A 12,532-nucleotide genomic window follows, 5' to 3' on the forward strand; every position below is an offset into this window, starting at 1 on the left:
AGCCGTCGCCGGGGTGGCGGGGTGGCGGCGTGGCCGAGCACGACCGACCCACGACGCTGGCGTGGGTGCGCCGGCACCTCGCGGCCGGCGAGCGGATCGTCGGGGTCGACGCGCTGCGCGGGGGCATCACGGCCGAGATGCAGAGGCTGACCGTCAGCGCGCGCCTGTACTGGCGGGTGCGGGACGCGCCGGCGGCCTCGGAGGAGGTGCAGGTGGTGTCGCAGCCGTGGCGGGAGGCTGGCCGGACCGAGCTGACGACGCGGGTGGTCGAGGCGCGGCTGGACGCCTACCTCACCGCCGTGCTGGACACGCTCGGCTGAGCCGCCGTCGTCACGGGCCCTGCCGGTGGTCGGCGATCGCCTCCGCCACCGCGCGACGCCCCTCCACCGCGCGCGGGTGATCACCCAGGCCGTACCTGCGTACCGCGCCGAGCCCGGCCTTCAACGCCCATCCCCGGCCACGGCCCCAGGTGGCCTCGTCGACGCCGGACGCTTCGCGGAACAACGCTCGCGTCCGCGCCGTGAGCAGCGTCCACGCCGGCACCATGTCCACCGCCGAGTCGCCCGCACCCATCAGGTCGAAGTCGATCACCGCGACCAACGCACCTCGGTCGGCCAGGAGGTTCATCGGAAACAGGTCCGCGTTGACCCACGTGGGGCCGCGGGAGGACGGCGCCGCCAGCGCGTCCTCCCACACAGCCGTCGCCGCAGCCTCGTCCACCACACCCGCCGCCCCGAGCGCGCGGATGGCGGAGCGGACGTCGCTGTCGTCGCCCTGCAGCGGGTGCGGGCGCAGCGACGGCGGGGCACCGGTGACCTCGACGTTCCGCAGCGCCGCCACGAACTCGCCGAGGCGCACCGCGGCCGCCGCGAGATCGACGTCCGCACCGGTGTCCAGGCCGGATCCGGGTAGCCAGCGGAACACCGCCCACGGCCCGGGGAACACCTCGTCCGGGCCGCCGACCGCCACCGGCGTCGGCACGGCCAGCGGCAGTAGCGGCGCCAGCCGCGGCAACCAGGTCACGGCCATGTCGACCGCCGCCGCCGACCCGGGATGCCGCGGGAGACGCACCACCAGGTCATCACCCAGGCGGAACAACGTGTTGCCCGCCCCGTCGGATGGCCCCTCCGTGACGGGCAGGGCGGCCCAACGCGGGAACTGCCGGCTCACCAGCTCGCGCACCGTCGAAAGATCGACTCTCGGGAACGGTGACGGCAACCCCACCGGGCCCAGTCTTCTACGCGGTCGAGGCCCGGTAGCGCTCCGGACGCCGAGCGGAGAAGCGGAACCGGCTGAGCGTCCGCGGCCCCCACAGCGCGGTGACGAGCACCGCGAGCGCGACGAGGACGGGGGCGTTCGCCGACGTCGGGATGCTCGGCACGTACGCCGCGCAGACGTTGGTGACGGCGTGCACCACGATGATCGCGAACACGCTCCCGCCGGTGTTGTTGAACAGCCAGGTCCACAGCACGCGGAACGCGAGGCTGCCGAAGAACCCGAGCACGATCAGCGTGGTGTCCTGGCCGCTCTGCAGGATCGACGGGACGTGCAGCCCCCACCACGGCACGGCGAGCACGAGGCTGCCGCCCAGCGCGCCGAACCGCTGCTGCAGCGGGTCGATCACGTACCCGGACCAGCCCAGCTCCTCGCCGGCCGCCGCGAGGAGGAACACCACGACGAACAGCAGCATCGTGGTCACCGCGAGTTCGGGTTGGTGCTGGAACTGCCAGCCGGTGACGGTCATGAGACCCCAGGTCGCCACGAGGCACACCACCGGGAGCAGCAGCACCGGCAGATACCAGCGCTTGTCACGGATCCGGTGGTGGTCGACCACGCGACGCAGCAGCCGGCGCACGCCGACGCGTCCCTCGGCGCGGTGCACGAGGATCAGCGCCGCGATCGCCGGGACGAACGCAGCGAAGAAGTCGGTCACGGGGGCGTTCTTCGGCAGGCCGGGGACGTGCACGAACGCGGCGAGGATGGGGAAGGGCACGAAGAGCGCCACGGTCAGCGCGAAGAACGCCAGCGGCGATCGGGACTGGTTCTGCACGCGCCCGGACGCTAGGCGGGGACGGGCAGCCTCGGCTTGAACGAACGGGACATGCGCTGGTAGGAGGCGCCGGCCAGCTGCAGCCCGCGGCCGAGCTCGGTGGGCGTCCACCGGGTGAGCGCGCGGACCTCCCGGCTCAGGTGCGCGTGGTCGGCGTAACCGGTGTCGGCGGCGACGTCGGCCAGGCCGCGGTGCGTCCCCGCCAGCAGCGCCACGACCCGTTCGAAGCGCACGATGCGCGCTGCCGCCTTCGGCGAGACGCCGACCTGCTCGCGGAACCTGCGCGCCAGGTGCCGCCTGCTCCAGCCGAGCTCGTCCGACAGTGCGTCGACGCGGACGCCGCCACCGCTCGCGCGGATCCGCCGCCACGCCCACCGGACCTCCGGGTCCGGCGTCGGCCCGGCCGCTCGTAGCCCGGCCAGCCCGGCCTCGAGGACCGCGAACCGGTGGCTCCAGCCCGTGGCGTGGGCCAGCTGGTCGGCCAGCCGCACGGCCCGGCGGCCCAGGATCGACTCCAGGTCGACCACGGCGTTGCGGAGCTGGTGCATCGGGACGCCCAGCAGCGCGTGGGCCAGCAGCGGGTCGCACCGCACCGCCACGCCGCGCTGCACCCCCGCCACCTCGACGTCGAGCGGCGCGTCGTGCAGGCCCGCGACGATCGACGGGCTGCCGACGGGCGCCCTGCCGTCCGGCGAGCGGGTGACCGCGATCGGGTCCGCGACGCCGATCGTCAGCCGCACGGTGCTCGACGCCAGGATCCGCGCCGGCACCGGCACCGTGTGGTGCTCCTCGTAGCCCGCGGTGCGCCGCGGCAACCCACGCTCCCGACCCGGCCGGTGGCACGCCACCGCCTCGCCGGAGGCGCCCAGCGGGCGATCCCCGACCGGCACGGCGGCGACGATGTTCATCGCTGCGAGGGTAACCGCAGGCGGGTAACGCACTCCTCGCCCAGCGCGAGCACGGTCGCGAACCTCAGCTCCGACGGGAGAGTCGCGAATGTCGAGCTCAGACAGTCTCGATGACGAGCAGGCGCGAACACTGGGTGAAGCAACCCGGCTCATCCTGGATGCGCGGGCTACCGCCGCTGGCATGCTCGCCGACGCCGGAATCGACCCGGGCCCCGGCGACCCGCGGAACTCCGACGGATTCCTGGGTCCCTGCACCAGGGTGCTGTCCCCAGGCCCACCGCTCGTCCGGTGTGGATGCAACCTCTTCTCCCCCGCCGGAGGGAGCGACTTCTGCGTGTCGCATTACGACGACCACACAGCACCCGACTTCGGCGTCGGACCGGCTATCCGCATCTGCGGACACTCGCGCGAAAGCCACCTGTCGATCTGAGCAGGAGCAGTGGAGCGGGCGACGGGAATCGAACCCGCGTAGCCAGTTTGGAAGGCAGCCGCTCCGCCTTGCTCAGGCCCTCTACCAGCAGCTACAGCCGCTCCTCGGCCCGCACCGATGGCCTCGAAGCACTTCAACTCGCTGCGGTTCGTGCAGCGCGGCCTCCTGGCCCTGCACGCTGAGCAGCCGCAGCAAGCCGGTGGGCGGCCTTCGACGCCGGGTGGCAGGACACCGCCGCGATCACTACCGGCGCAGCCATGCGACCGCGACGGAAGCCGCTGACGCCGGGCTCGCCGGCAACGCCCTCGCCTTCAACGCCTACCAGCTCATCGGGCTCGGACAGCCGGCCCGTGCGATCTCCGAGAAGTCGGTGCACGCCGCCGACCAGCCGGACGTGGAGCCCGGTGTCCGTGCGCTGCTCTACTCCCGCGCCGCCTGGACGTCAGCCCTCGACGGCGACGCAAACGCGACCGCCCGCTGCCTCGGCCGGGCCTAGGAAGCGCTCGCGCTCGCCGACGGCCGAACGCCGGACTACGCCGCGTGGATCGACGAGAACGAGCTCGCGATCGTGACCGGCCGCTGCTGGAGCGAGGCCCCGGTCCCCACAGCGCGACACCAAAAGCCTCATTGCAGCGGGGCCGAAGCGCGTGCGCCCGTTTCTTCGCGGGCCACCGAGATTGGAGGCCAGCGATGCGCCCAAGGCGCCGCAGCCTCCAGCTGACCGGCCAACCCGAACAACGTGTGTTCCTCCCCGAGTCTCGCAACAGCCTGAACCCCGACCGGCAGACCATCAGGCGTCCAATGCAGTGGCAGGGAGATGGCCGGCTGGCCTGTCGCGTTCTGGAGCTGGGAAAAGGGCGCGAACGACCACATACGCCGTCGGGTCTCGAAGGGGTCTCCCGTGGGCTCGGTCACGAACGCTCCGATCGGGACCGGAGGCTGCCCGAGCGTCGGCGTGAGCATCACGTCGAACTCCTCGTGGAACTGGGCGACCTGCCGGCTCAACACCTGGAGGTCCTGCACGGCCGCGAGGTACTCGCCCCCGGTGATCCTCTCGCCGCGTTGGGCCATCAACCACACCAACGGCTCGATTTCGTCCTCCCGGGGCTCCCGCCCCTTGAGTCGGGCGACGTCGCGGAGTGTGGCAGCGACAGCCACCGCGAGCATGCGGGTGAAGTTGTCGAACAAGACGTCCTCGTCGATGGGTGGCCGGGACTCGACCACCTTGTGACCGAGGGACTCGCACAGAGTCGCGGTGTGGCGCACCGCGGCGCGACACTCCTCGTGAACCTCGTCCCCACCGTAGGTCTGTTCGGTGAAGGCGATCTTCAGCGGCCGCTCCACGCGGCCGATCGACTCGAGGAACGTCGTCGGCGGATTCTCGAACCAGTACGGCGCGCCCACATCCGGACCGTGTGTTGCGTCGAGGGCGGCGGCGCTGTCCCGAACACTGCGGCTGACGACGTGTTCGGTGACGAGTCCACCCCAGACCTGGCCGTAGCGGGGGCCGAGAGGATTGCGGCCCCGGCTCGGCTTGAGCCCCACGAGCCCGCAGCAGGATGCCGGGACCCGGATCGAACCCCCGCCGTCGTTCGCGTGCGCCAGGGGAACGAGACCGGCTGCGACGGCTGCAGCAGCTCCCCCGCTCGAGCCGCCGGTCGTCTTGTCCGCGTTCCAAGGATTCCCGGTCGCGCCGAACAGCAACGGCTCGGTGGCAGGTCCGACGGCGAACTCGGGAAGGTTCGTCTTGCCGAGCGTGATCAGGCCGGCGGCTTTGTACCTCCTCGTCAGCTCCGCGTCCTGCGTCGACACATTGCCCTCGAGAAACCTGCTGCCCGCCCGATAGGGCTGCCCGGCGTACTCGGCCAGCAAGTCCTTCAGGAGGAACGGAACGCCGTGAAGCGGCCCGGTTGACGTGCTCGCGGCTGCTGCCCGCCGAGCGGTCTCCAGCGCCTCGTCGTACATACGGTGGATCACCGCGTTGATCCGTGGGTTCAGGGCCTCGATGTTCTCGATCGCGGCACGAACGAGCTCCTCGGGAGTGACCTCACCTCGACGGATGAGCTCCGCCTGACCAACGGCGTCCAACTCAGCGGCTACCGACATGCCTCGACGACCTCCCGGTTTCGGCCTGCAGCCGGCGTCGCGGATGCGGCACCAGCCCCCCAGGACGGTAGGCGTTGGATCGCGGAGGATCGATGGGCAGACATCAAGCGAGGACGCGCCCAGACTCGACATGTGCTCAACGCCGACCACGCGTGGGCGGTGCAACAGGAACAGGATGCGAGGCGTCCCTTGCGCCTGCTCCGCGGGAGACGGGCACCGAACTCTCGAGGTCAGGGCTATCGGGAGGCGCGCACAGGTGCGAGGTGAGCCCGATCTGCGGGCGACCTGATCGAGACGTTGGCCCACTGGGCGGACAGCAAATGCACAACCGCCCCCTGCCAACGCTGTGAGCTTGTCGCTTGTGACCGGCCGGGCCGACCCCTGTACTGAGTTCTCGCTGGTAGCTGTGGGCCAGGTCACCGGCGCGGCCGGCCTGGCGGCAGCGGCCGCTCACTCCGGCAGCCGATCAACCGGAAGGGACACCAAATGACGTGGCGAGTGGGGATTGACATCGGGGGGACGTTCACGGACGTCGTCGCGATCGAGGAGGAGACGGGACGGCGCGTCTACGAGAAGGTCCCGTCGACGCCGTGGGATCCCTCGGAGAGCTTCGCCAACGGTCTCGACGGCCTGTCGGAGCACGGAGTCCGCGCGGACGACACCGCCATGGTCATGCACGGCACCACCGTGGCCACGAACGCGATCCTCGAGAGCAAGTACAGCGAGGCCGGGCTCATCGTCGCTCATGGGCACCGCGAGGTGCTCGAGTGCGCCCGGCAGACCGTGCCGGGTGGCTTCGGCAACATCGCCTACTGGGAGAAGCCACCTCGTGTGGTGCCCCTCGAGCTCGTGCGCGAGGTGAAGGGCCGGATGGCCCACACAGGCGACGAGATGGTGCCGCTCGACTCCGACTCCGTCCGCGCCGTCGCCGAGGAGTTCAAGCGCATGGGCATCGAGGCCGTGGCGGTCTCGTTGCTCAACAGCTACCGAAACCCGATCCACGAGGAAGCCGTCCGCGCGATCTTCGCGGAGGTCTATCCGGAGTGCTACCTGACGCTGTCCTCCGAGCTGAGCCGTGAGTACCGCGAGTACGAGCGCACTCTGAGCACCTGCCTCAACACCGCGCTCATGCCCGCGCTGACGCGCTACGTCAACCAGCTGTCCCGTGCGATCGCCACGAGCGGCGGTAAGTCCGAACTGTTCGTCATGCAGTCCAACGGCGGCCTGGTTCCAGACGCCGACATCGCCACCCAGCCGATCAAGGCCGTGCTGTCCGGTCCCGCGGCCGGCGTGCTGGCCGCGTGTGCGTTCGGGCAGGTGGCGGACGAGCCGGACCTGATCACCCTCGACATGGGTGGTACCAGCACAGACATCTGTCTCATCGAGAACGGCCGCCCGCACATGCTGGCCGAAGGCAAGATCGAGCACTACAACATCAAGACACCGATGGTCGACATCACGACGCTCGGTGCCGGGGGAGGCTCGATCGCGACGATCGTCGGCGACGAATCCTTGCGAGTCGGCCCCCAGAGTGCCGGCGCGAGCCCGGGCCCGGCTGCCTACGGCAAGGGCGGTACGCAGGCGACGGTGACTGACGCCCATGTGGTCCTCGGCCGCATCCCTGAGGCCACCCTCGGCGACGGGTCGATCACGGTCGACCGCGCCGGCGCTCGCAAGGCCATCGCCGAGAACATCGCCGACAAGCTCGGGGTGAGCGTGGAGGAGGCAGCGCTCGGCATTCTCCGGCTCGCGAGCGAGAACATCGCCCGGGGCATCAGCCTGACCAGCGTCGCCCGCGGCCGCGACCCCCGTAGGTTCACCCTCTTCCCGTTCGGCGGTGCCGGCGGCCTGCACGCCTGCAGGTGCGCGGAGATCATGCAGACCGGCAAGGTCCTGGTCCCGCTCGCCCCCGGCCTCGCCTGCGCCGAGGGCCTGCTGATGACCGACCTGCGCACCGACGCCGTCTACACCTATGTGCGTCGCGAGGACGAGATCGACTTCCCCGAGCTTCAGCAGGCGTACCGCAAGATCGCCGAGGAGGCGCTCGCGGCCGCACGTCGCGAGGGTGTCGACCAGCAGCGGATCGGTGTGGAGACCTTCCTCGACTTCCGCTACAGCAGCCAGGCCTACGAGATCCGCGTGCAGGTCGACTCCCACTACGACGGGGACCCCAACGAACTCTCCGAGGAGGCCTGGCAGAAGGCGATCGAGCAGTTCCACGACGCTCACGAGCGGACCTACGGGTACTCGTACAAGGGCCAGGACCCCGTGGAGATCGTCGCGCTCGCGGCGGCCGGGATCGGCGAGCTCAGCCGACCGCCCATCAACGAGATCGACGCCAAGCACACCACCTGGGACGACGCGAACCTCGGCGACACCCAGGTCTACTTCGAGTCGAAGGCCGGCCACGACGGCGGCTGGGTCTCCACTCCCGTCTACTCACGTGATGGCCTGCCCGTCGGCATACCGACCTCGGGACCCGCGATCGTGGTGCAGGAGGACTCGACGTTCGTACTGGAGCCGGGCTGGTCGATGACCGTGGACAAGAACGGCCAGATCCTCGCCACCCGCGACTGACCCGACGCCTCGAACGGAGCCCGACATGACTCAGGAAATCACGCACTTCACGATCGACATGACGCCGTACGAGGATCGCACGCGGTTCGAGCCGATGCGGCTGAAGAGCTGGCCGCGCGACGATGCCGCGTGGGAACGCATTCAGAAGCTGAAGCCGACGCTCGACTCGCTCACCGTCGACGTCATCGGCGGCGCGCTCCAGTGGGCCGTGGAGGAGGGTGAGGCCGTCGTCGAGCGGATGGCGCGCAGCAGCATCATCCGCGAGCAGCACGACTATCGCGCCTCGATCAACTCGATCGACTGCGACAACGTGACCACGGTGTCGTGGGCCGCGACCGCGGACCCGATCCGGGATACCTACTCCCTCGAGGAGATCCTGCCGGGGGATGTCTACATCTACAACGACGTGCACGGCTCGTGCGCCACGATCGGCCACCTGCCCGACTACTGCATCGTCATCCCGATCTTCGGAGAGGGCCGGCTGATCGGCTTCTCCCAGGTGTTCGGCCACGTCACCGACGTCGGCGGGGCCGTCCCGGGTAGCTGGCCCATCCGGTCGACCAGCATCTACGAAGAGGGCACGATCTGCCCGGTCATCAAGCTGTTCGACGGCGGCAAGCTCAACGCGGACGCGCAGAAGATCCTGTTGCGCAACAGCCGCTTCCCGGGCGAGCTGCAGGGCGACATCGACGGGTTCATCGCGTGCGCACGGCTGATGGAGCGCCGGGTCCTCGAGCTCATCGACCAGTACGGCGCGGACGTCGTCGAGGCGGCCTTCTACGCGATCATGGATCGTTGCGAGAACGACGCTCGCGCGCACGCGCTGCCGAACATCCCCGACGGCACCTACGTCGGCGAGGACTTCATCGAAGAAGACGGCATCTCCAACAAGCCGATCAAGATCAAGTACACCATCCACAAGGACAAGGACCGCATGGTGATCGACGCCAGCGGGACCGGTCCGACGGCGGAGGGCCCGGTCAACTGGGCGATGGACGGCCGCCACTACATCAAGTGGCTCGGAGCGTTCCTCGCCGGCGAGGCAGGTCAGGAGATCCTCGTCAACGAGGGCATGGGCCGCGTGATGCAGATGATGATCCCGCCCGACACCGTGTTGTCGGCGAGGCATCCCGCACCCGTGGTCGACCGCATGGAATGCATGCTGGTGATGATCAACGCCTACACGGCGGCGCTGGCGAAGGCGCACAAGGGAAACGTCATCGCCGGCATGATGAACATCCAGCTCTACGGCATCTGGGGTCACGACGACGACGGCAACGAGTACCTCTATCGCGAGATCTTCGGTGCCGGCTCGGGAGCGCGCCCATGGGCCGACGGTACGGACACCGTCGACCTCGTCCCCCACTCGAAGAACCTGCCGGCGGAGTTCATCGAGCAGCGCTACCCGATCGTCGTCGAGCGAGTCGGTCTCTACAAGGACTCCGGCGGCGCCGGGCTCTACCGCGGTGGCCTCGGGTACCTCAAGGACGTTCGCTGCCTCGCGGACGGCTTCCTCTCGATCACCGCGTACCGCACCGTTTTCGGCCCGTTCGGCGTCAACGGGGGCAAGGCCGGCCTTCCGGGCGTGTGCTGGATCAACCCGGGTACACCCGACGAGGTCAAGCTGGTTCACCGCCAGCAGATGGTCCCGGTGAAGAAGGGCGACATCGTCCGCATCACGACCCCCGGCGGCGGCGGGTGGGGTGACCCGCTCAAGCGCGACCCGGAGGCCGTGCGCCTCGACGTTCAGCGCGCCCTGGTGTCCCCGGAGAGCGCACGTGACGAGTACGGCGTCGTCCTCGTCGACACCGCCAACCCTCGGCACCCCTTGGCCGTCGACGCCGGGGCGACCGCCGATCGGCGTCGGGAGCTCGCCGCCAACCGCGCTCCGCTGAAGCTCATCGATCGCGGAGAGGCCTTCAACAAGATGGTCGAGGAAGGCCTCATCGAGGTCAGTGACTACGACGACCTCGCCTACGACGAGAACGGCAACCCGGTCGGCTGATCCCTTCCCGCGGCGCCGGGGTGACGGTAAGCCCAACGTCCCCCGGCGCTGCGGCCTGCGCTTCTGCTTTCCCCCGCACCTTTATAGGAGTCACGATGAGTCAGCAGGACGCGCCTGCCGACCGACGGGTCCGCGTCGTCCCCGGCCTCGAGTCGTCGGTGGAGATGGTCATCGACCGCTGGGGCGTCACCCACATCTATGCCTCGTCGTCGCACGATGCGTTCTTCGCGCAGGGCTTCAACGCGGCACGCGATCGACTGTGGCAGATCGACCTGTGGAGGCGTCGCGGCCTGGGGCTCCTGTCCGAGGTGTTCGGACCGCAGTTCGTCGAGCGTGACCGGGCCGCGAGACTGTTCCTTTTTCGCGGTGACATGCGTCAGGAATGGCTCGCGTACGGATCCGACACCAAGCGGATCGCGTCCGCGTTCGTCGCCGGCGTGAACGCCTACGTCGATCTGGTGTGTGCCTCCCCCGACTTGCTGCCGCCGGAGTTCCGCCGGCACGGCTATCTGCCGTCGCGCTGGCAGCCGGAGGACGTCGCCCGCATCCGCAGCCATGGTCTCTTCCAGAACGTGCGTGAGGAGGTCGCTCGGGCGCGGACGATCAGGGACTACGGCGTCGCGGTCGAGGAGCTGCGGAAGGTGAGGGAGCCTTTCGTCCCGCTGACGGTGCCCGAGGGTCTGGACCTCGACGCGATCCCCGACGACGTCCTCGACGTGTACGAGCTCGCGACGACCTATCCGGACTTCGATGACCCTGCTCGCGTCCCGTCCTCGGACGCTGTCCTGGTGGAAGGCAGCAACAACTGGGTTCTTGGTGGGCAGGCCACGTCGACCGGAAGGCCGATCCTCGCGAACGACCCGCACCGCGCGCTGTCCCTGCCGTCACTGCGCTACCTCGTCCACCTGAACACGCCGTCGTTCAGCGTGGTCGGCGGCGGTGAGCCGGCTCTGCCCGGAGTTTCGATCGGTCACAACGGCGCCCTGGCCTTCGGGATGACGCTGTTCAGCGTCGATCAGGAGGACCTGTACGTCTACGAGCTCGATCCGCAGGATCCGACGCGCTACCGCTACCTCGACGGCTGGGAGCGGATGAGGGTCGAACGCTGCTCCGTCCCGGTCCGTGGGGGCGATGACGTCGAGGCCGAACTCTCCTTCACCCGACACGGGCCGGTCGTCCGCGTGACCGGGACGCACGCGTTCGCCGTCCGCGCCGTGTGGCTCGAGCCGGGCATGGCGCCCTACCTCGGCAGCGTGGACTACATGCGGGCAACGGACTTCGAGAGCTTCGGCGCGGCCATGAACAGGTGGGGCGCGCCTGCGGAGAACCAGATCTACGCCGACGTCCACGGGAACATCGCCTGGAAGGCGGCCGGGCTCACTCCGCGTAGGCCGAACTGGGACGGAACACTGCCCGTGCCGGGCGATGGGCGTTACGAGTGGAACGGTTTCTACGACGCCGACGAGCTCCCCGGGATCGAGAACCCCGAGGCGGGCTGGTTCGCATCAGCGAACGAGATGAACCTCCCGTCCGACCATCCTGTGGAGAAGACGATCACGCACGACTGGTACGCGCCTGATCGGAAGCGACGGATCGATGCGGCGATCTCGGACGGGCTGGTCCGGTCGGTCAGCGACGCCGCTCGACTGCAGAGCGACGTGACGAGCCTCCCCGCCCAACGGATCCTCCGGGTGCTGCACCGCTTCACCGAGGGCGACGGCACGCCTGGCCTCGCGATGCTCAGGGAATGGGACGGCATCCTCGATGCGACGTCGGGCGCCGCTGCCCTCTTCGAGGTGTGGCATCGGCGCCACCTGCGCCCCGCGGTGCTCGCCGCGGCGCTCCAGCGCCTTCTGCCGGCCGCCGACGTCGACGACGCGGTCGCCCGACTGGTGCCCGACGAGTCGCTGCTCGCCGACTCCCGGGTCCTGCTCAGCCTTCTCGAGCAGCCCGCCGATCGCCTCGGACCCGACCCCGCCACCACGCTGCGGCACGTCATGAAGGCTTCACTCGAGGCTGCGTTTGCGGACTGCGAATCACTACTGGGCGACGACCCGTCGGCATGGGCCTGGGGACGGCTGCACGTCTCGGTGCTGCGTCATCCCCTCGGGCTCACGAACGACCAGACCGGCGACGAGGTGAAGGTCGGGCCGGTTCCTCGTGGTGGAAGCGGGGACACCGTGTGCGACACCGCCTACGACTCCGCCTTCGTGCAGACCGGAGGATCGACGTTTCGAGTGGTGATCGACGTGGGTGACTGGGACGAGTCGCTCGCCCTGAACTACCCCGGACAGTCCGGGGACCCGACGTCACCGCATTTCGCCGACCTGGTCGACGGGTGGGCGCGCGGCCAGTACTTCCCGCTGCTCTACAGCCGTTCCGCCGTTGACGCGGCGGCCGAGTCGATGCTCGAGCTGCGGCCGCCGGGCTGAGACCGGCTCGGCGCCTCCGACCGC

Annotated in this window: 10 protein-coding genes; 6 read left to right on the forward strand and 4 right to left on the reverse strand. The window is 69.7% G+C overall.

Annotated features, from left to right (window positions below):
- Positions 1-29: 29 nt before the first annotated feature.
- Complete coding sequence (locus ACFPL3_RS05790; RefSeq protein WP_343940522.1) at positions 30-320, forward strand: hypothetical protein; 291 nt, start codon at positions 30-32, stop codon at positions 318-320.
- 10 nt (positions 321-330) lie between these two features.
- On the opposite strand, the gene ACFPL3_RS05795 is transcribed toward ACFPL3_RS05790, so the two are convergent.
- The 3 genes from ACFPL3_RS05795 to ACFPL3_RS05805 are packed head-to-tail and all read right to left on the reverse strand — an operon-like array spanning position 331 to position 2,958.
- A complete protein-coding gene (locus ACFPL3_RS05795; RefSeq protein WP_343940520.1) occupies positions 331-1,182 on the reverse strand; it encodes a phosphotransferase in 852 nt (283 codons plus the stop codon).
- 55 nt (positions 1,183-1,237) lie between these two features.
- On the reverse strand, positions 1,238-2,050 hold the full coding sequence (locus tag ACFPL3_RS05800; protein WP_343940518.1) for a CPBP family intramembrane glutamic endopeptidase: 813 nt from the start codon (positions 2,048-2,050) through the stop codon (positions 1,238-1,240).
- An 11-nt stretch (positions 2,051-2,061) separates the two neighbouring features.
- Positions 2,062-2,958, reverse strand: a complete 897-nt coding sequence (locus ACFPL3_RS05805) for a helix-turn-helix domain-containing protein (protein ID WP_343940516.1) — start codon at positions 2,956-2,958, stop codon at positions 2,062-2,064.
- An 88-nt stretch (positions 2,959-3,046) separates the two neighbouring features.
- Here ACFPL3_RS05805 and ACFPL3_RS05810 point away from each other — a divergent pair, with 88 nt between their 5' ends.
- The gene (locus ACFPL3_RS05810; RefSeq protein ID WP_379588470.1) at positions 3,047-3,388 is read left to right on the forward strand and encodes a DUF6422 family protein; all 342 of its coding nucleotides are present in this window, start codon (positions 3,047-3,049) and stop codon (positions 3,386-3,388) included.
- A gap of 220 nt (positions 3,389-3,608) precedes the next feature.
- Positions 3,609-3,884, forward strand: a complete 276-nt coding sequence (locus tag ACFPL3_RS05815) for a hypothetical protein (protein ID WP_343940515.1) — start codon at positions 3,609-3,611, stop codon at positions 3,882-3,884.
- 128 nt (positions 3,885-4,012) lie between these two features.
- Here the strand turns inward: ACFPL3_RS05815 and ACFPL3_RS05820 are convergent, their stop codons facing one another.
- Positions 4,013-5,494 (reverse strand): amidase, encoded by a 1,482-nt coding sequence (locus ACFPL3_RS05820; protein WP_379588471.1) that lies wholly within the window; start codon positions 5,492-5,494, stop codon positions 4,013-4,015.
- Positions 5,495-5,980: 486 nt separating this feature from the next.
- On the opposite strand from ACFPL3_RS05820, the gene ACFPL3_RS05825 reads away from it, so the two are divergent.
- The 3 genes from ACFPL3_RS05825 to ACFPL3_RS05835 all read left to right on the forward strand — a co-directional run bounded on the left by ACFPL3_RS05825 (position 5,981) and on the right by ACFPL3_RS05835 (position 12,508).
- A complete protein-coding gene (locus ACFPL3_RS05825; protein ID WP_343940511.1) occupies positions 5,981-8,071 on the forward strand; it encodes a hydantoinase/oxoprolinase family protein in 2,091 nt (696 codons plus the stop codon).
- Positions 8,072-8,096: 25 nt separating this feature from the next.
- Entirely contained in the window at positions 8,097-10,076 is a 1,980-nt protein-coding gene (locus tag ACFPL3_RS05830) for a hydantoinase B/oxoprolinase family protein (RefSeq protein WP_343940509.1), read from the forward strand.
- Positions 10,077-10,240: 164 nt separating this feature from the next.
- A complete protein-coding gene (locus ACFPL3_RS05835) occupies positions 10,241-12,508 on the forward strand; it encodes a penicillin acylase family protein (protein WP_343940552.1) in 2,268 nt (755 codons plus the stop codon).
- Positions 12,509-12,532 lie beyond the last annotated feature (24 nt).

Origin of the sequence: Pseudonocardia zijingensis (assembly GCF_042657305.1) — a bacterium.
Lineage (GTDB): Bacteria > Actinomycetota > Actinomycetes > Mycobacteriales > Pseudonocardiaceae > Pseudonocardia > Pseudonocardia zijingensis.